Source organism: Bacillus rugosus, assembly GCF_023238245.1.
GTDB lineage: Bacteria > Bacillota > Bacilli > Bacillales > Bacillaceae > Bacillus > Bacillus rugosus.
On the sequence record NZ_CP096590.1, the window covers coordinates 517730 to 539040 of the forward strand.

At 40.1% G+C, this 21311-nt stretch carries 25 protein-coding genes, 7 tRNA genes and 3 pseudogenes; 28 read left to right on the forward strand and 7 right to left on the reverse strand.

Features of this window, described 5'->3' with window-relative positions:
* Positions 1–176: 176 nt before the first annotated feature.
* Complete coding sequence (locus M0696_RS02620) at positions 177–776, reverse strand: rhomboid family intramembrane serine protease (protein WP_166854227.1); 600 nt, start codon at positions 774–776, stop codon at positions 177–179.
* Between the two features lie 94 nt (positions 777–870).
* Here M0696_RS02620 and acpS point away from each other — a divergent pair, with 94 nt between their 5' ends.
* The 14 genes from acpS (at position 871) to M0696_RS02690 (ending at position 11678) form a co-directional block, all read left to right on the forward strand.
* Positions 871–1236 (forward strand): holo-ACP synthase, encoded by a 366-nt coding sequence (gene acpS / locus M0696_RS02625; RefSeq protein ID WP_166854226.1) that lies wholly within the window; start codon positions 871–873, stop codon positions 1234–1236.
* A gap of 164 nt (positions 1237–1400) precedes the next feature.
* A complete protein-coding gene (locus tag M0696_RS02630; protein ID WP_166854225.1) occupies positions 1401–2417 on the forward strand; it encodes a LolA family protein in 1017 nt (338 codons plus the stop codon).
* A 114-nt stretch (positions 2418–2531) separates the two neighbouring features.
* A complete protein-coding gene (alr, locus tag M0696_RS02635) occupies positions 2532–3701 on the forward strand; it encodes an alanine racemase (RefSeq protein ID WP_222143581.1) in 1170 nt (389 codons plus the stop codon).
* Between the two features lie 116 nt (positions 3702–3817).
* The gene (gene endB / locus M0696_RS02640) at positions 3818–4099 is read left to right on the forward strand and encodes a type II toxin-antitoxin system antitoxin EndoAI (RefSeq protein WP_003225183.1); all 282 of its coding nucleotides are present in this window, start codon (positions 3818–3820) and stop codon (positions 4097–4099) included.
* A gap of 4 nt (positions 4100–4103) precedes the next feature.
* A complete protein-coding gene (gene ndoA, locus M0696_RS02645; protein ID WP_003156187.1) occupies positions 4104–4454 on the forward strand; it encodes a type II toxin-antitoxin system endoribonuclease NdoA in 351 nt (116 codons plus the stop codon).
* Between the two features lie 116 nt (positions 4455–4570).
* Positions 4571–5395, forward strand: coding sequence for an RsbT co-antagonist protein RsbRA (gene rsbRA / locus M0696_RS02650; RefSeq protein ID WP_166854223.1), 825 nt, complete (start codon positions 4571–4573; stop codon positions 5393–5395).
* Positions 5396–5399: 4 nt separating this feature from the next.
* Positions 5400–5765: an RsbT antagonist protein RsbS gene (gene rsbS / locus M0696_RS02655; protein ID WP_003225190.1), complete on the forward strand. Its 366-nt coding sequence runs from the start codon at positions 5400–5402 to the stop codon at positions 5763–5765.
* A gap of 3 nt (positions 5766–5768) precedes the next feature.
* Positions 5769–6170 (forward strand): serine/threonine-protein kinase RsbT, encoded by a 402-nt coding sequence (rsbT, locus tag M0696_RS02660; RefSeq protein WP_014112733.1) that lies wholly within the window; start codon positions 5769–5771, stop codon positions 6168–6170.
* Positions 6171–6181: 11 nt separating this feature from the next.
* A complete protein-coding gene (gene rsbU / locus M0696_RS02665; RefSeq protein WP_248602455.1) occupies positions 6182–7189 on the forward strand; it encodes a phosphoserine phosphatase RsbU in 1008 nt (335 codons plus the stop codon).
* A gap of 62 nt (positions 7190–7251) precedes the next feature.
* Positions 7252–7581 carry an anti-sigma factor antagonist RsbV gene (gene rsbV / locus M0696_RS02670; protein WP_014662855.1) on the forward strand — a complete coding sequence of 110 codons (330 nt, stop codon included), beginning with the start codon at positions 7252–7254 and terminating at the stop codon, positions 7579–7581.
* Positions 7578–8060 carry an anti-sigma B factor RsbW gene (rsbW, locus tag M0696_RS02675; RefSeq protein ID WP_003225198.1) on the forward strand — a complete coding sequence of 161 codons (483 nt, stop codon included), beginning with the start codon at positions 7578–7580 and terminating at the stop codon, positions 8058–8060. Before rsbV ends, rsbW begins: the two co-directional genes overlap by 4 nt.
* A complete protein-coding gene (sigB, locus tag M0696_RS02680; protein ID WP_003225200.1) occupies positions 8026–8814 on the forward strand; it encodes an RNA polymerase sigma factor SigB in 789 nt (262 codons plus the stop codon). The genes rsbW and sigB overlap by 35 nt, the downstream gene beginning before the upstream one ends.
* A complete protein-coding gene (gene rsbX / locus M0696_RS02685) occupies positions 8814–9413 on the forward strand; it encodes a phosphoserine phosphatase RsbX (protein ID WP_166854220.1) in 600 nt (199 codons plus the stop codon). Before sigB ends, rsbX begins: the two co-directional genes overlap by 1 nt.
* A 105-nt stretch (positions 9414–9518) precedes the next feature.
* Positions 9519–11678 carry a Tex family protein gene (locus M0696_RS02690; protein WP_166854219.1) on the forward strand — a complete coding sequence of 720 codons (2160 nt, stop codon included), beginning with the start codon at positions 9519–9521 and terminating at the stop codon, positions 11676–11678.
* A gap of 9 nt (positions 11679–11687) precedes the next feature.
* Here the strand turns inward: M0696_RS02690 and cmpA are convergent, their stop codons facing one another.
* On the reverse strand, positions 11688–11801 hold the full coding sequence (cmpA, locus tag M0696_RS02695) for a cortex morphogenetic protein CmpA (protein ID WP_003225207.1): 114 nt from the start codon (positions 11799–11801) through the stop codon (positions 11688–11690).
* Positions 11802–11904: 103 nt separating this feature from the next.
* Between cmpA and M0696_RS02700 the strand changes: the two genes are divergently transcribed.
* The 10 genes and pseudogenes from M0696_RS02700 to phrI all read left to right on the forward strand — a co-directional run bounded on the left by M0696_RS02700 (position 11905) and on the right by phrI (position 14131).
* On the forward strand, positions 11905–12357 hold the full coding sequence (locus M0696_RS02700) for a SprT family protein (RefSeq protein ID WP_166854218.1): 453 nt from the start codon (positions 11905–11907) through the stop codon (positions 12355–12357).
* 122 nt (positions 12358–12479) lie between these two features.
* Positions 12480–12554, forward strand: a tRNA-Asn gene (locus M0696_RS02705).
* 4 nt (positions 12555–12558) lie between these two features.
* Positions 12559–12649, forward strand: a tRNA-Ser gene (locus tag M0696_RS02710).
* A 29-nt stretch (positions 12650–12678) separates the two neighbouring features.
* Positions 12679–12750, forward strand: a tRNA-Glu gene (locus tag M0696_RS02715).
* 11 nt (positions 12751–12761) lie between these two features.
* Positions 12762–12836 (forward strand) — tRNA-Gln (locus M0696_RS02720).
* Between the two features lie 27 nt (positions 12837–12863).
* Positions 12864–12939 (forward strand) — tRNA-Lys (locus M0696_RS02725).
* Between the two features lie 11 nt (positions 12940–12950).
* A tRNA-Leu gene (locus tag M0696_RS02730) sits at positions 12951–13032 on the forward strand.
* Between the two features lie 81 nt (positions 13033–13113).
* Positions 13114–13197 (forward strand) — tRNA-Leu (locus M0696_RS02735).
* Between the two features lie 168 nt (positions 13198–13365).
* Positions 13366–14055: pseudogene (locus M0696_RS02740) on the forward strand (response regulator aspartate phosphatase); the annotation flags it as partial.
* Positions 14012–14131, forward strand: coding sequence for a phosphatase RapI inhibitor PhrI (phrI, locus tag M0696_RS02745; protein WP_148983019.1), 120 nt, complete (start codon positions 14012–14014; stop codon positions 14129–14131). The pseudogene M0696_RS02740 and the gene phrI, both read left to right, overlap by 44 nt.
* 224 nt (positions 14132–14355) lie before the next feature.
* On the opposite strand, the gene M0696_RS02750 is transcribed toward phrI, so the two are convergent.
* The 4 genes and pseudogenes from M0696_RS02750 to M0696_RS21090 all read right to left on the reverse strand — a co-directional run bounded on the left by M0696_RS02750 (position 14356) and on the right by M0696_RS21090 (position 17513).
* On the reverse strand, positions 14356–14670 hold the full coding sequence (locus M0696_RS02750) for a YfzA family protein (RefSeq protein WP_248602456.1): 315 nt from the start codon (positions 14668–14670) through the stop codon (positions 14356–14358).
* 299 nt (positions 14671–14969) lie between these two features.
* Positions 14970–15257: pseudogene (locus tag M0696_RS02755) on the reverse strand (SMI1/KNR4 family protein); the annotation flags it as partial.
* 8 nt (positions 15258–15265) lie between these two features.
* Positions 15266–15784, reverse strand: coding sequence for a hypothetical protein (locus M0696_RS02760; RefSeq protein ID WP_248602457.1), 519 nt, complete (start codon positions 15782–15784; stop codon positions 15266–15268).
* Between the two features lie 10 nt (positions 15785–15794).
* Positions 15795–17513, reverse strand: a pseudogene (locus M0696_RS21090) (ribonuclease YeeF family protein).
* A 236-nt stretch (positions 17514–17749) separates the two neighbouring features.
* Between M0696_RS21090 and M0696_RS02780 the strand changes: the two are divergent.
* Positions 17750–18142 (forward strand): hypothetical protein, encoded by a 393-nt coding sequence (locus M0696_RS02780; protein WP_248602460.1) that lies wholly within the window; start codon positions 17750–17752, stop codon positions 18140–18142.
* A gap of 400 nt (positions 18143–18542) precedes the next feature.
* On the opposite strand, the gene M0696_RS02785 is transcribed toward M0696_RS02780, so the two are convergent.
* Positions 18543–19187 carry a YczE/YyaS/YitT family protein gene (locus tag M0696_RS02785; RefSeq protein ID WP_222143590.1) on the reverse strand — a complete coding sequence of 215 codons (645 nt, stop codon included), beginning with the start codon at positions 19185–19187 and terminating at the stop codon, positions 18543–18545.
* 118 nt (positions 19188–19305) lie between these two features.
* Between M0696_RS02785 and M0696_RS02790 the strand changes: the two genes are divergently transcribed.
* The 3 genes from M0696_RS02790 to M0696_RS02800 are packed head-to-tail and all read left to right on the forward strand — an operon-like array spanning position 19306 to position 20954.
* Complete coding sequence (locus M0696_RS02790; RefSeq protein WP_087993909.1) at positions 19306–19758, forward strand: MarR family winged helix-turn-helix transcriptional regulator; 453 nt, start codon at positions 19306–19308, stop codon at positions 19756–19758.
* 30 nt (positions 19759–19788) lie between these two features.
* Positions 19789–20307, forward strand: a complete 519-nt coding sequence (gene paiA, locus M0696_RS02795; RefSeq protein ID WP_222143591.1) for a spermidine/spermine N(1)-acetyltransferase — start codon at positions 19789–19791, stop codon at positions 20305–20307.
* 20 nt (positions 20308–20327) lie between these two features.
* On the forward strand, positions 20328–20954 hold the full coding sequence (locus tag M0696_RS02800; protein WP_222143592.1) for an FMN-binding negative transcriptional regulator: 627 nt from the start codon (positions 20328–20330) through the stop codon (positions 20952–20954).
* Positions 20955–21311: the final 357 nt, after the last annotated feature.

Below are 21311 nucleotides of genomic sequence, written 5' to 3' on the forward strand. Positions count from 1 at the left end.
GACAAACCCTCGCATTCGTTGTCAGGACTGCGCTTCGATGCTCACGAATTAGAACATTCGCTTCGCTCAAATGCTCGTCCTTCCTAGACTTCAAGGGTTTTCAATCACGCTGAAAAGCTGACAAAATCCTAAAACGAAAACCATTTTAGGATTTTGTCAACAATCTGAAGCGACGGTTAATACCGCCGCTCTTTTTTTTGCACACATAAAAACGAGAGAAGAAACCCGCCGCAAAGTCCAAACAGATGGGCCATCATGTTAATATTGGAGTTGATAAACGACATGAGAACGGCAAATGCGAGCAGTGTGAGAATCATTTTGGAATGCTCATGCCCGATCAGCTCTTTGCGAAAAAGAACCATAAACAGATACACACCGAACAGCCCGAAAATCGCGCCCGAAGCCCCGACATGCACGTAATCAAGCGGCTCTGTAACATATGTGCCGATATTGCCGATGATGCCGGAGCCAGCATATACAAGAAGGAATCGCGCTTTTCCCAGCATGCGCTCCAAAGCTGGGGCAAATAAAAAGATGGACATGGAATTAAACAGCAGATGGGTAAAACCGGCGTGCAGCAAAACGGGTGTGATCAGCCGCCACCATTCACCGTTAGCGACGCCTAAATTATAGCCTGTGACCGCATCTCTCCATAACACGACTGAATGGACAGGGAGTGAAAAAAACAGCCAGAGAAGGGCTTGCAAGGCCAATATAAAGGTGACAACGGGATAAAGCCTGATAAACGTTTGAAAGTTTTCGGTGCGTATAAACATTCCGAGCCCCTTTTCTTCATTTTGGTATTTCTATAGTAACACGTTTATGAGACAAACCTTTCAAATAGTACGTATGCAAAGGAGGTTATCACACATGATTTACGGCATTGGACTAGACATCACCGAGCTTAAACGGATCGCTTCGATGGCCGGCCGCCAGAAAAGATTTGCTGAGCGGATTTTGACACAAAGCGAGCTTTACCAATATCAAGAGCTTTCAGAGAAAAGAAAAATTGAATTTCTCGCGGGCAGATTTGCGGCAAAAGAGGCATTCTCGAAAGCATATGGCACTGGTATAGGGAAGCAGCTCAGCTTTCAGGACATTGAAATTAAGAAAGACCAAAATGGCAAGCCTTATATCATTTGCGCGAAGCTGAGCCAGGCCGCCGTTCACGTATCAATCACTCATACAAAGGAATACGCGGCCGCGCAAGTTGTGATTGAAAGGTTGTCAAGCTAGTCTGCATATTAGGGAAACCCCACTCATATATTTGATAGTGCATTAAGGGAGACAAGTTGTTTGAGGCTTTTATGGTACGCATCCGTTCTGTCTAACGTGTACCGAGCGTACCGTTAAAGTCAAACAAGCGATTTCTTCCTTTTACATCAATTGAGAAAAAGGGGTTGAAAAAGGTGAGAAAAAGCTTTGTTTTGCTTTTAACGGGACTGCTTGCTGTCCTTATTCTTTCTGCCTGCGGGCAAAAAACGCAGCAAGATATTGTGACCGGTTTAGATGAAAAGGCGAAAGAATACACCTCGTACAAAGCAAAAGCAAAAATGACCATCGAGACAGGGAGTGAGCCTCAAGTATACAATGTGGAAATCTGGCACAAAAAGCCGTCTCTGTACAGGGTTTATTTAGAAAATCCGAAAAAGGACCAAAATCAAGTCATTTTACGAAACGAAAACGGAGTATTTGTTCTCACGCCGTCTTTAAATAAGAGCTTCAGGTTTCAAAGCGACTGGCCGAACAACAGCAGCCAAGTTTACCTGTTTGAATCGCTCGTAAAGGATGTTCAAAACGATTCGGATGCAGTTTTCACTGCGAAAGAAAAGAAATATGTATTTGAAACAAAAACGAACTATCAGCATAACAAAATGCTGCCAACGCAAGAAATTACGTTTAACAAAAAAGATATGAGCCCGTTATCTGTGAAAGTGATGGATACAGACCGGAAAGTCATGGTGAAAGTAGAATTCAGCAGCTTTGAATTTAATAAACAATTCGACAAAGAATCATTTGACGAAAAGAAAAATATGACTCTTTCTCAAATGGATGTCGCCACAAGCGCGAAGCCATCCGATACGTTCGCGGTCAAAACACCGCTTGAACTGCCGCTGGGCGTAAAGCTGCTTGAAGAAAAAGATATCTCTACTGAAGACGGGAAGCGGATCATCATGACCTACGGAGGAGAAAAATCATTTACTTTAATCCAGGAAAAAGCCCAGATTGCCAAAGCCTCTTCCTCAGTTAAGATGAATGGCGAACCGGTAAATCTCGGCTACACTATCGGCGCCTTGTCGGATGCATCATTATCATGGACATATGACGGCGTAGACTACCTTCTCTCCTCTAAAGATCTTTCAAAAGAGGAAATGGTGACAGTCGCGAAAAGCATGCAGGGACAATCATCTAAATAACCGCCAAAGGCCAAACATGATTTGGCCTTTTTTTCGTCGGACATCGTTTCCCTTTGTCCTTTAATTTTAGTATGATATGTAAATGATATTGAATAAAAGCTAGGAAGTGTCATAATGAGCACAAAACCTTTTTACAGAGATACGTGGGCGGAAATCGACTTGTCCGCGATAAAAGAAAATGTCAGCAACATGAAAAAACATATCGGCGAGCATGTCCATCTGATGGCAGTTGTAAAAGCGAACGCCTACGGGCATGGTGACGCAGAAACAGCGAAAGCGGCTCTTGACGCAGGTGCTTCATGCTTGGCCGTGGCCATTCTGGATGAAGCGATTTCGCTGCGCAAGAAGGGCTTGAAGGCGCCTATCTTGGTGCTTGGCGCGGTTCCCCCGGAGTATGCGGAAATCGCGGCTGAATATGAGCTGACCTTAACAGGTTATTCTGTTGAATGGCTTCAGGAAGCCGCCCGCCACATGAAAAAAGGTTCTCTTCATTTTCATTTGAAGGTCGATACGGGGATGAACAGGCTTGGCGTTAAAACGGAAGAAGAAGTTCATCACGTAATGGCGATTCTTGACCGCAACCCCCGTTTAAAATGCAAAGGGGCATTTACCCATTTTGCGACAGCGGATGAAAAAGAAAGAGGCTATTTTTTAAAGCAGTATGAGCGCTTTAAAGAACTGATTGCTCCGCTGCCGCTAAAGAAAATGATGGTGCACTGCGCGAACAGCGCCGCTGGCCTTCGTCTGAAAAAAGGCTTTTTCAACGCGGTCAGATTCGGCATTGGCATGTACGGCCTCCGTCCGTCAGCGGACATTACGGATGAAATACCGTTTGAACTGCATCCTGCATTCACCCTGCATTCGACGCTGTCTCATGTCAAACTGGTCAGAAAAGGCGAGAGCGTCAGCTATGGAGCGGAATACACGGCTGAAAAAGACACATGGATCGGGACGGTGCCTGTCGGCTACGCGGACGGCTGGCTTCGTAAATTAAAAGGAACCGAGATTCTTGTGAAGGGTAAGCGGCTGAAAATAGCCGGCCGAATCTGCATGGACCAATTTATGGTGGAGCTGGATCAGGAATACCCGCCGGGCACAAAAGTCACATTAATAGGCCGGCAGGGGGATGAATATATTTCCATGGATGAGATTGCAGGCAGGCTCGAAACCATCAACTACGAGGTGTCTTGTACAATTAGTTCCCGTGTTCCCCGTATGTTTTTGGAAAATGGGAGTATAATGGAAGTAAGAAATCCTTTATTGCAGGAAAATACAAGCAAATAGCTATCACATAATGGAGAATTCATAAAACAGCTTTGCTTGAAGAGTGAATAATGGTATCATTATCACTGGATGGATAAAAGAGTCGTATCCGTAAGTTTGGTGGAGGTGTATGTTTTTTGTCTGAATCCAGCGCAAGAACCGAAATGAAAATCAGCTTGCCCGAAAACCTAGTAGCTGAATTGGATGGTGTAGCGATGCGGGAGAAACGAAGCAGAAACGAACTGATATCACAAGCAGTGAGAGCGTATGTCAGCGAACGAACAACTCGTCACAACCGTGATTTGATGAGACGCGGCTATATGGAAATGGCGAAAATCAACCTGAATATTTCTTCTGAGGCTCACTTTGCGGAGTGCGAGGCTGAAACGACAGTTGAGCGCTTAGTCAGCGGAGGATAATCATTTGATTGTGAAACGCGGCGATGTTTATTTTGCTGATTTATCTCCTGTTGTTGGCTCAGAGCAAGGCGGGGTGCGCCCGGTTTTAGTGATCCAAAATGACATCGGAAATCGCTTCAGCCCAACTGCTATTGTTGCAGCCATAACAGCACAAATACAGAAAGCGAAATTACCAACCCACGTCGAAATCGATGCAAAACGCTACGGTTTTGAAAGAGATTCCGTTATTTTGCTGGAGCAAATTCGGACGATTGACAAGCAAAGGTTAACGGATAAGATTACTCATCTGGATGATGAAATGATGGATAAGGTTGATGAAGCCTTACAAATCAGTTTGGCACTCATTGATTTTTAGACATATGTGCAGGTTGCTCAAAAAGAGCAACTTTTTTTGTTTTCAAAAAACATAAACGATATAATAGTGAAATAACGTAAAAAAATATGTTGTTTTTTATTGGGAGGTAAGCGAATTTGATGTCGAATCAGACTGTATACCAGTTCATTGCCGAGAATCAAAATGAACTGCTCCAACTGTGGACTGACACACTAAGAGAATTAAGCGAACAAGAGTCATATCAGCTGACTGACCAAGTGTATGAAAATATATCTAAAGAGTATATCGACATTCTTCTCTCATCTGTTAAGGATGACAGCGCTGCTGAAAGCCAAATCAGTGAACTGGCGCTTAGAGCCGTTCAAATAGGGCTTTCTTTGAAGTTTTTGGCTACGGCGCTCGCTGAATTCTGGAAGCGTCTCTACACGAAGATGAACGATAAGAGATTGCCAGATCAAGAGAGTACGGAATTAATCTGGCAGATCGACCGCTTTTTCAGCCCGATTAATACAGAAATCTTCAACCAATACTCAATCTCTTGGGAGAAAACAGTATCACTGCAAAAAATCGCGCTGCAGGAACTATCTGCGCCGCTCATCCCGGTGTTTGAAAATATCACTGTGATGCCGCTTGTCGGAACAATTGATACCGAACGTGCTAAACGAATTATGGAAAATCTTCTTAACGGCGTCGTCAAACACCGGTCACAAGTCGTGTTGATCGATATTACGGGCGTGCCAGTGGTTGATACGATGGTTGCCCATCATATTATTCAAGCGTCTGAAGCGGTAAGGCTTGTCGGAGCGAAATGCCTGCTCGCCGGAATCCGTCCGGAAATTGCTCAGACCATTGTTAACCTGGGGATCGATTTATCCCAAGTTATAACTAAGAATACCCTGCAAAAAGGAATTCAAACGGCTTTGGAAATGACAGATCGAAAAATTGTTTCATTGGGGGAATAACATTTTGAGACATCCGAAAATCCCGATCTTGAAACTGTATAATTGCTTATTAGTGTCCATTCAATGGGAACTTGATGACCAAACCGCATTAACCTTTCAAGAAGACTTATTAAATAAAATATACGAAACAGGTGCTAACGGAGTTGTCATTGATCTGACATCTGTGGACATGATTGATTCCTTTATCGCTAAAGTGCTGGGCGACGTGATCACGATGTCTAAACTAATGGGCGCAAAAGTGGTTTTGACGGGAATTCAGCCCGCTGTGGCAGTGACGCTGATTGAGCTCGGAATCGCACTAGAGGAAATCGAAACTGCGCTCGACTTAGAGCAGGGGCTTGAGACATTGAAGCGGGAATTGGGGGAATAGCGAATGAACGACCAATCCTGTGTAAAGATCATGACAGAATGGGATATTGTGGCCGCCAGACAACTGGGACGAAACGTTGCAAAAGAACTGGGTTTCGGCACGGTAGACCAGGCTAGAATTACAACGGCTATTTCAGAATTAGCCAGGAACATTTATTTATATGCCGGTAAAGGCCAGATTGGAATTGAACAGGTCTCTGACAGAGGAAAAAAGGGCCTGAAAATCATAGCGGAAGACCAAGGGCCGGGAATTCCTGATATCCGTAAAGTCATGGAAGACGGATTTTCAACGTCTGGCGGACTTGGAGCGGGACTTCCCGGCGTGAAAAGGCTGATGGATGAATTCAGTTTAAATTCCGTAGCGGGGGAAGGAACAGAGATACAAGCCATTAAATGGCTTCGGTAGGAGGTAAGAAAGTGGATTTTAGGGAGGTTATTGAGCAGCGATATCATCAGCTGCTTAGTCGATATATAGCCGAATTAACAGAAACATCTTTATATCAAGCCCAAAAATTCAGCCGAAAAACAATCGAGCACCAAATTCCTCCGGAAGAAATCATCAGTATTCACCGAAAAGTGCTGAAGGAGCTGTATCCGAGTCTCCCGGAAGATGTTTTTCATTCGCTGGATTTTTTAATAGAAGTCATGATTGGATATGGAATGGCTTATCAGGAGCATCAAACCCTCAGAGGGATACAGCAGGAAATCAAATCAGAAATCGAAATCGCGGCAAATGTCCAGCAGACGCTGCTCGGAACAAAGATTCCGCAGGAAGAAGCGCTGGATATCGGTGCCATCAGTGTGCCCGCTAAACAGATGAGCGGTGATTATTACCACTTTGTCAAAGACAAGGAATCCATAAATATCGCAATCGCGGACGTGATCGGAAAAGGCATTCCAGCGGCTCTTTGTATGTCCATGATCAAATACGCAATGGACTCTTTGCCGGAAACGGGCATACACCCTTCTCAGGTGCTGAAAAATTTGAATCGGGTTGTTGAACAAAATGTTGATGCGAGTATGTTTATTACGATGTTATATGCAAATTACAACATGGACAAGCATCAATTTACATATGCTTCAGCGGGACATGAACCGGGATTCTATTTTTCTCAAAAAGACAACATGTTTTACGATTTAGAGGCCAAAGGACTCGTTCTCGGCATCTCGCAGGATTATGACTACAAACAATTCGATCAGCATCTCGAAAAGGGCGATATGATTGTTTTATTTTCTGACGGCGTCACAGAATGCAGAACGGAAAACGGTTTCTTGGAGCGTCCTGATCTGCAAAAACTTATTGAGGAACATATGTGTTCCTCCGCGCAGGAAATGGTCAAAAACATTTATGACAGCCTCCTCAAATTGCAGGACTTTCAGCTTCATGATGATTTTACGTTAATTGTTTTGCGAAGAAAGGTTTAGCATCAGCCAGCCGTGGGTATAAGACAATTAGTGATTTGAAGGAAAATTTGAGGTGATACGTAATGAATATAAATGTTGATGTGAAGCAAAACGAAAATGATATACAAGTAAACATTGCAGGAGAAATAGATGTATATTCAGCTCCGGTGCTCAGAGAGAAGCTCGTTCCTCTTGCAGAACAAGGCGCTGATTTAAGAATTTGCCTGAAAGATGTCAGCTACATGGACAGTACTGGACTCGGCGTTTTTGTAGGTATCTTTAAAACAGTCAAAAAACAAGGCGGTTCGCTGAAACTTGAAAATCTTTCTGACCGGCTGATCCGTCTGTTTGACATTACAGGCTTGAAGGACATCATTGATATTTCTGCAAAGTCAGAAGGTGGAGTGCAATGAAGAATAACGCAGATTACATCGAAATGAAAGTGCCGGCCCAACCTGAATATGTAGGGATTATAAGGCTGACACTGTCAGGCGTCGCGAGCAGAATGGGCTATACGTACGATGAAATTGAAGATCTGAAAATCGCAGTCAGTGAAGCGTGTACAAATGCAGTTCAGCACGCTTACAAAGAAGATAAAAATGGGGAAGTGTCAATACGATTCGGTGTGTTCGAAGACCGTTTAGAAATCATTGTGGCGGATGAGGGAGACAGCTTTGATTTCGATCAAAAGCAGCAGGATCTGGGGCCGTACACACCTTCGCACACAGTTGATCAATTATCAGAAGGAGGGCTCGGTCTATATTTAATGGAAACGCTCATGGATGAAGTCAGAGTGCAAAATCACTCCGGTGTCACCGTAGCGATGACAAAGTATTTAAATGGGGAGCGAGTTGATCATGACACAACCATCAAAAACTACGAAACTAACTAAGGATGAAGTCGATCGGCTCATAAGCGATTACCAAACGAATCAAGATGAACAGGCGCAAGAAACGCTTGTGCGGGTGTATACAAATCTGGTTGATATGCTTGCGAAAAAATATTCAAAAGGCAAAAGCTTTCACGAGGATCTCCGCCAGGTAGGTATGATCGGGCTTCTCGGCGCGATTAAGCGATACGATCCCGTCGTCGGTAAATCGTTTGAAGCTTTTGCCATCCCGACAATTATCGGTGAAATTAAACGTTTCCTTAGAGATAAAACGTGGAGCGTTCATGTGCCGAGACGGATTAAAGAACTCGGCCCAAGAATCAAAATGGCGGTTGATCAGCTGACGACTGAAACACAAAGGTCACCGAAAGTAGAAGAGATTGCCGAATTTCTCGATGTTTCAGAAGAAGAGGTTCTTGAAACGATGGAAATGGGCAAAAGTTATCAAGCCTTATCCGTTGACCATAGCATTGAAGCGGATGCGGACGGAAGCACCGTCACGATTCTTGATATCGTCGGATCACAGGAGGACGGATATGAGCGGGTCAACCAGCAAATGATGCTGCAAAGCGTGCTTCATGTACTTTCAGACCGTGAAAAACAAATCATAGACCTTACGTATATTCAAAACAAAAGTCAAAAAGAAACTGGGGACATTCTCGGTATATCTCAAATGCACGTATCGCGTTTGCAGCGCAAAGCTGTGAAGAAGCTCAGAGAGGCCTTGATTGAAGATCCCTCGATGGAGTTAATGTAATGATCCAGGTTGAAGAAAACGAGCATATTCAAACTCTTGTATACCAACTGAATAAAGAAGGAAAATCGATTTGCGGCGACAGCTTTTTTATGAAAGCTGATGATAAGGAGTTAATTTGTGCGGTAGCTGACGGACTTGGAAGCGGATCGCTTGCCAACGAATCTTCTGCAGCCATCAAAGACTTAGTGGAAAACTATGCGAATGAAGACGTACAAAGCATTATCGAACGCTGTAATCAGGCGATGAAAAACAAAAGAGGCGCAACAGCATCTATCCTAAAAATCAATTTTGACCAAAGACAGTTTACGTACTGCTCTGTCGGAAACGTACGGTTTATTCTGCATTCCCCGTCTGGTGAAAGCTTTTATCCTCTGCCGATTTCAGGCTATTTATCAGGCAAGCCGCAAAAATACAAAACGCACACCGCCACCTATGAAAAGGGTTCAAAGTTCATTATACATACAGATGGACTCAACGTGCCCGATATCCGCTCCCATTTAAAAAAAGGCCAATCGGTAGTAGACATATCGAATTCGCTGAAAATGTATACGACATCGAGAAAAGATGATCTGACCTATATTCTTGGACAGTTGTCCTAGGAAGTCAGAAAACGAGAAGCTGGAATACCGGCTTCTTTTTTTATGTGTTTTTTTCGGTTTTTGATACACTAGAGAAAGAACGACAAAATTGGAGGCTTTGGTTACATGGAAACGTCAGCCCTTTTAAAACAGCAAATTGCGAAAGAAATAGGTTTGTCACAAAAACACGTTGAAAGTGTCATCCGCCTGCTTGAGGACGGCAACACAGTCCCGTTTATCGCCCGGTACCGAAAAGAGCAGACGGGTTCAATGGATGAGGTTCAGATTCAGACAATTTCTGAACGCTGGCAATACATACAAAACCTGAATCAGCGAAAAGAAGAAGTCATCAGGCTGATTGCAGAGCAGGATAAACTGACAGATGACTTAAAGCGAAAAATCGAGCACTCGGTGAAGCTTCAGGAAGTGGAAGACCTTTACCGGCCGTATAAACAAAAACGCAAAACAAAGGCGACAGTCGCGAAAAGCAAAGGCCTCGAGCCGCTTGCCGACTATATCCTGACACTTCCGCAAGATAACCGTCTGGCAGAAACCGCAGACCAATACATCAGCGAAGAAAAAGAAGTGTTTACACGGGAAGAAGCGATTGAAGGCGCCAAGCACATTATTGCCGAACAAATTTCAGATGAGCCAAGTTTCAGAAAGTGGATTCGCCAGGAAACCTTTAAAAAAGGAATCATTAAATCTGCAGCAGGAAAGTCGGCAGACACTGACGAGAAAAATGTGTATGAAATGTATTACGAGTATGAAGAGCCCATCGCAAAAGTCGTTCCGCACAGAGTACTGGCGATGAACCGCGGCGAAAAGGAAGACATTTTAAAGGTATCGATCGAACCGCCAGCGGATCACATTAAGGCGTATTTAGAAAAACAAATCATCAAAAACCGCTCAACAACCGTAAAAGAGATTTTGCAGGAAACGATTGAAGACAGCTATAAACGGCTGATCCAGCCGGCAATAGAACGTGAAATCAGAAAAGAGCTGTCAGAAAAAGCGGATGAGCAGGCCATTCACATTTTCTCTGAGAACTTGAGAAAGCTTCTGCTTCAGCCGCCGATGAAAGGCAAAACTGTTCTCGGTGTTGATCCAGCCTTCCGAACTGGCTGTAAGCTCGCTGTGTCAGATGAGACCGGAAAAGTCTTGAAAATTGATGTGATCTATCCGCATGCGCCAGTCAACAAAACGAGAGAAGCTCATGAGAAAGTCAAAGCGATTCTAGAGCAGCATCAAGTCGAGATGGTGGCAATCGGAAACGGCACGGCATCCAGAGAAACAGAGCAATTCATTGTCAATGTACTGAAGGACATGCCGCGCAACATTTATTATGTGATCGTCAATGAAGCGGGAGCAAGCGTATATTCGGCTTCTGAGCTTGCCAGGGAAGAATTTCCCGAGCTTCAGGTTGAAGAGCGCAGTGCCGTATCTATTGCGCGAAGACTTCAAGACCCGCTGGCAGAACTCGTGAAAATCGATCCAAAATCTGTTGGTGTCGGACAGTATCAGCATGATGTCAGCCAAAAACGATTAAATGAATCTCTGCGGTTCGTTGTCGAAACTGTCGTTAACCAGGTGGGAGTAAACGTCAACACAGCATCCGCCGCGCTGCTTCAATATGTAGCGGGATTATCAAAGTCTGTCGCAGGCAACATTGTCAAAAAACGTGAGGAAATCGGGAAGTTTTCGAATCGAAAGGAATTGAAGGACATCCCGAGACTTGGTGCGAAAACCTATGAGCAGTGTATCGGTTTCTTAAGAGTGCAGGAAGGGACAGAGCCTTTGGACAGAACAGGCATCCACCCGGAAAGCTACAAAGAAACAAAAGCGCTATTGAAAAAGCTCGGCCTTTCAACAGAACAAATCGGCACGGCGGAATTGAAGGACAAAATCAATCAGCTGGCGCTTTCTGAAACGGCACAAGAGCTGGGAATCGGTGAAATCACCCTGAAAGATATTTGTGAACAGCTGACAAGGCCAGAACGCGATCCGCGCGATGAGGTGCCTAAGCCTTTGCTGAAAACAGACGTCCTTCAACTTGAAGATTTGAAAGAGGGAATGGAACTGCAGGGCACCGTGCGCAATGTAGTGGACTTCGGAGCGTTTGTTGATATTGGAGTCAAACAAGACGGGCTTGTGCATATCTCAAAACTCAGCAATCAATTCGTCAAGCATCCTCTTGATGTCGTATCCGTCGGCGATATTGTGACGGTTTGGGTTGACGGCGTAGATGTACAAAAAGGCAGAGTATCGCTGTCTATGGTAAAATAAAAGCACTGCTTACGAGCAGTGTTTTTTCCTATAGAAATACCAGCATTGATTCAGCAGTTTAATTTGGTAATTATCTTTTTCAAGGAATGCTTTTTGCATCTGTTTTTTAAGCCAATTTGGCATAGGCTCATTCCTCCTCAGCTTTTATCATAAGAGGGACGGTGATTACCATATTGTATGCGAACGGTGAATTGTCCCGTTCAATGTTTTTTAAGTGAGGTGCACCATGGATAACAAAGAGCTTCAAAAGCTGACAGAGGATATTTCTGAAACGTATTTTAAAAAGCCGTTCCGCCATCAGGCGCTTTTTAATGACAGGCTTAAAACGACGGGCGGAAGGTACCTATTAACCTCCCATAACATTGAATTGAACAGGAAATATCTGATTGAACACGGCAGGGAGGAACTGATCGGCATCATCAAGCACGAGCTCTGCCATTATCATCTTCACCTTGAAGGAAAAGGGTACAAGCACAGAGACAGAGATTTTCGAGTGCTGATGCAGCAGGTCAACGCGCCGAGGTTCTGTACACCTCTTAAGAAAAAAACAGAAAACAAAAAAACTTATATGTATATCTGCACGGCATGCGGCCAACAGTATATAAAGAAGCGCGCCATGAACCCTGACAGATACAGGTGCGGAAAATGCCGCGGAAAAATAAAAAGAATTTTTTCGTGAAAAAGGTTGACGGATATGGCAAGCCTATGGTACATTATAAAAGTCGTCACGAGAGATAAATAAAAACATTTACCTCTTGACACTGTAAACCAAGACTGATATAATAAGTCTTGTCTCATTATTCCACAGTAGCTCAGTGGTAGAGCTATCGGCTGTTAACCGATCGGTCGCAGGTTCGAATCCTGCCTGTGGAGCCATATTGGAGAAGTACTCAAGTGGCTGAAGAGGCGCCCCTGCTAAGGGTGTAGGTCGCGTAAGCGGCGCGAGGGTTCAAATCCCTCCTTCTCCGCCATAAGATTTCGATATAAGTTCTCAACCATCGGCCCGTTGGTCAAGCGGTTAAGACACCGCCCTTTCACGGCGGTAACACGGGTTCGAATCCCGTACGGGTCATTCCATTTCGTTGGGCTATAGCCAAGCGGTAAGGCAACGGACTTTGACTCCGTCATGCGTTGGTTCGAATCCAGCTAGCCCAGCCATTTTTATTTTTTGAAATCTAATAGTAAGAGCCATTAGCTCAGTTGGTAGAGCATCTGACTTTTAATCAGAGGGTCGAAGGTTCGAGTCCTTCATGGCTCACCATTTGTCTTTTTGCGGGTGTGGCGGAATTGGCAGACGCGCTAGACTTAGGATCTAGTGTCTTACGACGTGGGGGTTCGAGTCCCTTCACCCGCACTTTATTTACAAAGTGCACGCAAATTGGTTTTACTAGGTTAAGAGCCTACTAAACCAGCACAAACACAATTTAATGATCACGCGGTCGTGGCGGAATGGCAGACGCGCTAGGTTGAGGGCCTAGTGGGTGAATAACCCGTGGAGGTTCAAGTCCTCTCGGCCGCATCAATGATACCAAGGGTTGTAGACCCCTGGTATTTTTTGTGCTTATTTTCAAATTTGCCACTGTCCACAAACTGCCCACTTATTTGGAGTAAGTCACCTACAGTAGACACCGCACAAACGTTTCAACCATTTATTGGTAGTTGATAATGCCTCAAGCTCCAAGTTGCAAAAGTAGAGAAAGAATTGCTAAGCATGGAAGAAAACCAAGATGCCCTGTTATATTATCAGCTATTAGAATTTAGACAAGAGCTAATGCTGAGTTATATGAAATCTAAGGAAATAGAAGATCTCCATAATGCTTATGAAACTATAAAAGAAATTGGGAAGCTAGGGCAATTAACTGGCATGTTGGAATACTATTTTTACTTTTTTAAGGGTATGTACGATTTTAGGCGTAAAGAATTAACTACGGCCATAAGTGTCTATCAAATAGATAGAAATTTCCGAAAAATCAAAACGTAGTTTCCTAACATAGACTTTATTCACTTTAACCTATGTTGAAGCAAAATAACAAAATTTTGATGTTGCTTTAACACACTTTAGGAATGGGCGATTTATTGCCGATCAAAGTAATGACAAAGAATACTCAGCGAAATTTAAAATATTAGAGGAATTATTTATTTGATGGTGAGACTCAATTAATAAAGAATGCATTTTCATATCTGGCTTCGAGAAAAATGTTTGCTGAAGTTGAGAATTTCCTCAATTGAAGTCGCTGATTATTTCCATGAACAAGGAAATTTAATGCTCTCTAATGAATATTATCGTATGAGTATTGAAGCAAGGCGAAAAATTAAAAAAGGGGAGATTATTAATGAAAATCAGCCGGATTCTATTGGCAGCAGTGATTTTAAGTAGTGTATTTTCAATAACTTATATGCAAAGTGATCATAATACTGAGATCAAAGTGGCAGCAGATAGGGTAGGGGCATAGGTTACTAAAATAATTAGAAAAAGCTTAATCTTTTTGATTAAGCTTTTTTTAAAAGGTTCTGTTAAAGTTTAATGTTGGTTTACTCATAAAAAATGGAAATCCAAATATATGGAAGTTCCATTCTTATAACATTGACTTTGTTCAACTAACGCACCCGTTACTTTAAGTACAACTCTTCTCAAACTTTATTCATTTTAATAAACTATATTTATTTTTAATCACGGTTATTTAGAGCTATTACTATAGTGTCTAGGCGAAAATACGTTTTTTAATGCACTTATTATTCCAGGCACTAGAAAGAAGACACCAAAAAAGACAGTAAGTAAATTTAATTGTGGTGTTTCATAAAAAGTAAACCAATTTATAAAAATTGACGATTCCGTAATTCTCCCAAATAGTGTTCCATCAATTTCTCTATAATTAGGTAACCATCCTGTTGTTTCAAATGTAATAAAAATTATCTGTGACAATAAAAATATACCAATTTGAAAAACCCAATATTTTTTCAAAAATGGAACACTTTTTTGCTTTTCAGCCAACTAATATCCCTCCCTGCATTAGATAACATTTTATATTGATATACGGAAAATTAAAGAATAAGTTTCAAAATCTAATGTTGAATGGATTCTAACACTTGAAACCAAGCTAGATAATTGTTCAGATATTGAAGGAAGTTGATGCGGAGAGATACCTGTATACACAGCAAGAATGGGAGCAATATCAAAGAGATTTAGAATTATTTTATTACGACAGGGCAATGATTGATATATCACTTGATGATATGTAGAGTTCCTTTGGTCTCTAATAGCTGCCCAATTTGTGCCATAATTCATAAAAAAAATTCATCTATATACTCAATAACAACAAGACCTGGTATAAGATTGTAAAACGTTCTGTATCCTTTTGTTTGCTCTACAACTTCAGCTCCATGAAAGTCATAACCGAGTACTATAGTCCCGAACGCGCCTCCTGAACCATACTCAGTTAAAAACCACTTATAACTGTCTGGAAGGGTTACTCTGAGATCGTCTTCTATCTCTTTGATTTGTTTATCAGTGACGCCTCCAGTAAGAATTGAATATTTTTTATTCTCATCAAAGAATTTTTTCACGATAGAGTAATTCACATTTAGCCTCACATACATTTAATTTTGGTTTGTAATTCACCGATCTTATTAAGTTCGTACTCATAATCACAGTTTTCTTCTAAAACAAAATTTATAGTTTCAAAGAAACTTTTCGCATTCTTTAAGAGTGATTCAAAAAAATCAAGTTTTGGTAGTAATACTTTTTGTTGTTGTCCAATTTCAAATAACAACATATCATTCGATATTGATTTCATTTTCAATAGAAGGGGTTGATCTGGAAAATAAGTTTCGCTTTCTCCTGTTTCAATAGCTTCTTCAATTAGATTTAAAAAATAAGCCCACAATTGGTCAACCAAGTCCCACATAGTGACATCAAGCAAATCTTGTTCACCATATTTTAAAATAATCGCCCCAGATAAATAGTAAGAGTCTAACTGTGATTTTATGTTCTTTAGTCCCTCTATATTGCTAAGTGGAACAAAGTAATCGTCAATATTATTTTTTAAGATTGAAAGATCGTTTATCTTCTTATTTGGCCTAAGGATTAATGATTGAATATAAAACATATTACCTCTCCTATTTTTCAGGATAGAATTGTCCTACTCTTCCTTTTTGAAAGCCTACAACATATTGTTGACCCTCATATGTTCCTCTAATTTGATAACTAAATTTAGTTCCTTTTTTCGTTAACTCTTCACGGTTTTGTTTTATAATTGATTCTATCGCATCTGCAACATCGTTAACAGTCATCTCTTTATTAAGAAAAGATTGTTGAGACTTAATTGAACCATCCCATAAATTAGGATGATGGCGCTCCAAAATGTGCTTCATTCCTCGTTTGTCTATGAGGAATGATTGTCCTCCAAAAATGTATTTTCTGCTTTGAAAAGTTTTTAATTCGTTTACAACTTCATGCGGCTTAGCTTTCTTTAATCCTTGTACAGTAGACGAGGTCTTGAATATTTCAAGTGCAGAGTTTTTATAATTCTCTCCATCAATCACGTTAAAAGGAAAAGTCCCTGAACCACCAGCCATTGCATACTGTTGTTCAAAAACATTTGGTATTTTAACGTATTCAATACTTTTTTTATTCCTGTTTTTGAAACTTCAAGTGTCTTAATTGCAGCAACTTTTGAACCGGCTTTTGCAATTTTGGATACTTTATTAATACCCTTCGGACCAACTATTGCAAGAACAACAGTACTGCCGACATAGGACACCCATTTTACTCTGCTGTAGGTATCTCCATTAATCATATCACGTTGAAAAGTGTCTTCTATGTCTTTAGCTATAATCTTATAAGTATCGATTGGATGTAAGGCTGCGTTCACAGTTCCAGAAAGCGATTCAATCGGTGTCTTGCAAGTTGATACAGACCCATCACTGTATCTTTGCCTGCTTCATACATTCCCATTGCAATACCTTTTCCAATTGCGGCTTTTTCTTGGAGTTCTTCGAGCTGACGGAAATAAAATTGCTGGTCAGGTTCCAAATTCTCGTATCCTATTTTCTTCGCAATTTTTAAATACTCGTCCGGATCTGTTACCTTTACAAGCTGCTTTTTCAAATCTTTTATTTCACGTTTGTTAGCTTCCTCTTTTTTGATCTTTAAATATGCTTCAGATTGCTTTTCGATATCGCCTTTTTTCTTATGTATATCGCTCTCACGATATGCCTTGGCATTATAGTGAAGGGGTGTAGCATTCTTGCCCTTACCTGTTGATTCATGTAACTTTTGAAAATCTGCTTTAATGAATTGTTTGTTAGGTTCAGTTATTGCATATTCAGTTTTTAAGTTTTCGTCCACATCGCCTATTTTATCAACAGTCTTTTTCCGTTTGTTTTCGGCAGAAGAGAGCTCATCCTTAAAAGTCTCTGTTGAAAATAAATCAAGTGGAAGAATGTCATCGAGTCATTCAGAATATCTTTCATTGCTTTCTTCTGCTCAGACATAATTGATTTTGATTTTTTATATGCGTTTGCTAATTCATGTTCTAAGAAGGATTTCTCGATATATGCATCAGATAAGCTGACATCTTCTAAAACATCGGAGATACTAGCAAGGAATGCGATCTTCATTTCAATTAAATCAATCCATTGATCAGTGACACCCACATGATCGTGATAAAATGCTTTGATATTGTTTGCTCCCTTGCCAGAGAACTCACTGTCATCCAGATCAGCAACAGCCTTAAATGCTTTTCTTAGCTTAATCATTTGATTTTTCAATTCTTTATAATCTTTTGCTCGGTTTTCAGCTTCAGATAACAAAGACTTAGCTTCAAATACTTTCATTGTCCAATCCTTTCAGTGATTTTATATCTAAATATTACCATGGATAAGTTATGAAGTTCGAAAAAGTTATTTAAGGACAGGTAATGAATTGAACGTAATGAGAATTCATTGGTGTAAAATAAGCTTACATCCCATTTATTACATATAGAGATTGGAGTTAATAATGAAAAAAAGTAAGTTTATTTTAGCGAGTATTGTTTCTGTTCAACTGCTAGTTTTTTTAGCATGGTTTATTTATGCTGGCACCCACCAACCTCCTATTTAATTCAAAAGATGGAAAATGGAGTGTTATCTATTCTCCTGAAAAAGATATAGATCTTGCAAGGCAAGACTTATGGGCGGTTCATATTACATGGAAAAGGGATCCTGAGTTTTCAATAAAAGAGGTTGTGTTTAAAGAAAATGGTGTTGTTGAGGCATCAGGTGATGCAACAGATGAACCTAAGAATGCTAAAAAAATAGCAGTAGCGATAATGGCAGATCCACCAAATACGAATAATGATTATACAGTAGAAGTTACTTGGCAAGAGAATGGGAAAACACAAAAAGACATTATTCAAATAAATAAAGAAATCAAACGGTCATTTGTTATTCCTAATGTAATAAAAAGAATTTTAAGTTTAGGATAAAGCTATAATACTCTCATGGCATAAAAGCAGGTAAAAAGCGCCTGCTTTTTTCATGTTTAATCTTAATTTTTCACCTTAACTGATTACTTCGAACAGGGCTGTTACTAAGTAAACATCAATAATAAGGTAACTTTTTTAAAAAAAGACCACTACTCCATTTTTACTCCTCAATAAGAATAAATCATTATAAAACCTTATAATCAAAATAAATAAACACTGAAATATAAAGGTTTTATAACAGAAAACACAGATTCACTTTATTGAGGGCCTAGTGGGGACAAACCCCGTGGAGGTTCAAGTCCTCTCGGCCGCATCAATGATACCAAGGGTTTTGACGACCTTGGTATTTTTCATATTCATTTGTTTTTTACCTCTTGTGCCCACTTACTTAAATTACCTTCTATATGGAATGCTTTTTATCTTGACCATCATTTGGTGATGTACTGGAGTTTGTTAGTATGCGATCCAACACTTTTTCAGTAAAGGGCATGAAGTAATTAAGAATTAACCCACCTAAACAAACGGTTAGTATAGTTCCAACGCCAATTGGTCCATTCAAAATAAACGCCATTATCAAGAAGACGAGGTAAATGAATGTTCTCGAAAAAAATATATTGGTTTTCGTTAATTCTTTTAAGATTAATGTTAGTCGGTCAACAGGAATCGGGGCGAATTTTGTGTGTAAATATGTTGCGGTTCCCAATCCTATAACAACTAAGCCAATTGCAAAACAAACAATTTTGCTGTGCAAAGTTTCAGGTGTTACAGAAAAATGCAATAAAAAAAGCCATATATCAATCCCCATACCCGTTATAAAGGCCGTTAACAACCCCAAAATTTCAGGTTTTTGTCTTTTTAAAAATGAATTGCAACATATTAATATAAGAGCTATGATGACTTCCCAACTTCCCACAGTAAGCCCCACATTTATGGACAGTCCCACCAAAAGTGCGTCAAAAGGGGAAGCTCCAAGATCTGATTGAATCGTGAAAGAAATACCAAGGGTTAAGATTAAAATTCCTAATACATAAAAAACATATTTCACTTTACTCGACCTCTTTATCTTTATTTTTTTGTTGTAAATACAACAAAGATGAGTTATATTTAATGTACGTTATTTTTATTGCAAATACAACAAAAACATATACGTAAGGAGTTTAATGATGAAGGATATTCTTCGTGAAATTGGAATGATTGCACGAGCATTGGATTCTATAAGCAATATCGAATTTAAAGAACATGACCTGACAAAAGGGCAGTATTTGTACCTTGTCCGAATATGTGAAAACCCGGGAATCATTCAAGAAAAGTTAGCTGAGATGATTAAAGTAGACCGAACAACCGCAGCTCGTGCAATAAAAAAACTTGAAATGAAGGGCTTTATTGAAAAGAAAGATGATGAACATAACAAAAAAATAAAAAAACTCTTTCCGACGGAAAAGGGGAATGAGGTATTTCCTTTTATAAAAAGAGAAAATGATCATTCGAATCGTGTCGCTTTAGAGGGATTTTCTGAAAGAGAAGCGGAGACCATTTTCAATTTTCTTCAAAGAGTAAGAAAAAATATAGAAAAAGATTGGGATTTTGTAAAAAAAGGGAACAAGAGAAATTATTGATGTGATGTTATAAAGGAGTGACATATTTAAATGACTATCAATATAAAAAAGTGCACACTTGAAGATTTGGGCAAACTTCAAGACATTAGTTATGAAACATTTAATGAGACATTTAAGGATCAGAATTCGCCCGAAAATATGAATGCCTATCTGGAAAAGGCATTTAACTTAAAACAATTAGAAAAAGAATTATCCAATATTTCTTCGCACTTCTTTTTTGTTTATTTTCATCATGAAGTCGCTGGATATTTAAAGGTCAATATCAATGATGCTCAGACTGAAGAAATGGGTGTTGGATCACTTGAAATTGAGAGGATTTATATCAAGAACAAATTTCAAAAACATGGACTTGGTAAATATCTGTTAAAAAAAGCTATGGAAATTGCGAAGGAACTGAATAAAAAGAAAATCTGGCTGGGCGTATGGGAAAAAAACGAAAATGCTATTGCTTTTTATAAGAAAATGGGGTTTGTTCAAACTGGAGCCCATTCTTTTTATATGGGGCATGAAAAACAAACGGACTTTATAATGGCTAAAACACTTATATAATTTTTGGAAGGAGGATGATTATGTATATTCCAAAATATTTTAAGGTCTCAAATGTTGATGAAATTAGGGATTTCGTTCAAAAAAACTCTTTTGGCACGATCGTCACGACAGAACAAGGGAAACCAATTGCCACGCATTTGCCTTTGGGGTTAAATAAAAAAGGTGATGATTACTATATCACTGGGCATATCGCTTATGGAAATCGTCAGTGGAGAACATTTGAAACCTGTGAAGATGTGCTTGTTATGTTTCAGGGAACACACGCTTACATTTCTTCTTCTTGGTACGGGCATGAAGATGTTCCGACATGGAATTATCAAGCCGTCCATATATACGGTCAAGCACGTATTTTAGAGAGAGATGAATTAATAGAAGAATTAACAACAATGATGGAAAAATACGAAAAACATCGAGAAAATCCAATTTTATGGGATGAACTTTCTCCTGAACTCTTAGAAAGACAACTGAAAGCGATTGTCGGTTTTAAGATTAAGGTGGATGACATTCAGGCTGCATATAAATTAAGTCAGAACCGAAGTGAAATGGATTATATGAATATTATTGACCAATTGCAAAATGAAGGAAATCCAAATTCAAAACAAATGGCAGAACAGATGGAAAGGAGATTAAAAAAATTCGAGAATTAAAGAATGGAATTGGAGCAGTTATGTTTGCAGCTTCTATTCATTGCTCTTTCTTTCATTATATTGGGATGCGAACTTTAAATTAATCAGTGTGCTTACAGCCTAAAAACAGTGCCCATTTTATGCCCAAAATGAATATAAAACGATGAAAATACATGTAATAAATGAATTCAAATGCTTGAAATGACGGGCTTTTGTAACTGACAATTAGCTTTCACTTTATTGAGATCCTAGTGGGTTAATAACCCATGGAGGTTCAAGTCCTCTCGGCCGCATCCCAATAATATCAAGGGTTTAACCACCTTTGGTATTCTTTTTTTGGGCGGAATACGATTGTGGAATCTGTAAGTGTATTTGGCA

Coding starts and splice junctions, on each gene's coding strand:
- M0696_RS02790 (WP_087993909.1), top strand. CDS start 19,306: ATGAAGGATATTCTTCGTGAAATTGGAATGATTGCACGAGCATTGGAT.
- M0696_RS02620 (WP_166854227.1), bottom strand. CDS start 776: ATGTTTATACGCACCGAAAACTTTCAAACGTTTATCAGGCTTTATCCC.
- acpS (WP_166854226.1), top strand. CDS start 871: ATGATTTACGGCATTGGACTAGACATCACCGAGCTTAAACGGATCGCT.
- M0696_RS02700 (WP_166854218.1), top strand. CDS start 11,905: ATGGATAACAAAGAGCTTCAAAAGCTGACAGAGGATATTTCTGAAACG.
- cmpA (WP_003225207.1), bottom strand. CDS start 11,801: ATGCCAAATTGGCTTAAAAAACAGATGCAAAAAGCATTCCTTGAAAAA.
- sigB (WP_003225200.1), top strand. CDS start 8,026: ATGACACAACCATCAAAAACTACGAAACTAACTAAGGATGAAGTCGAT.
- rsbT (WP_014112733.1), top strand. CDS start 5,769: ATGAACGACCAATCCTGTGTAAAGATCATGACAGAATGGGATATTGTG.
- rsbW (WP_003225198.1), top strand. CDS start 7,578: ATGAAGAATAACGCAGATTACATCGAAATGAAAGTGCCGGCCCAACCT.
- M0696_RS02690 (WP_166854219.1), top strand. CDS start 9,519: ATGGAAACGTCAGCCCTTTTAAAACAGCAAATTGCGAAAGAAATAGGT.
- M0696_RS02800 (WP_222143592.1), top strand. CDS start 20,328: ATGTATATTCCAAAATATTTTAAGGTCTCAAATGTTGATGAAATTAGG.
- M0696_RS02780 (WP_248602460.1), top strand. CDS start 17,750: ATGCTGGCACCCACCAACCTCCTATTTAATTCAAAAGATGGAAAATGG.
- rsbV (WP_014662855.1), top strand. CDS start 7,252: ATGAATATAAATGTTGATGTGAAGCAAAACGAAAATGATATACAAGTA.
- M0696_RS02760 (WP_248602457.1), bottom strand. CDS start 15,784: ATGTTTTATATTCAATCATTAATCCTTAGGCCAAATAAGAAGATAAAC.
- rsbX (WP_166854220.1), top strand. CDS start 8,814: ATGATCCAGGTTGAAGAAAACGAGCATATTCAAACTCTTGTATACCAA.
- paiA (WP_222143591.1), top strand. CDS start 19,789: ATGACTATCAATATAAAAAAGTGCACACTTGAAGATTTGGGCAAACTT.
- alr (WP_222143581.1), top strand. CDS start 2,532: ATGAGCACAAAACCTTTTTACAGAGATACGTGGGCGGAAATCGACTTG.
- phrI (WP_148983019.1), top strand. CDS start 14,012: ATGAAAATCAGCCGGATTCTATTGGCAGCAGTGATTTTAAGTAGTGTA.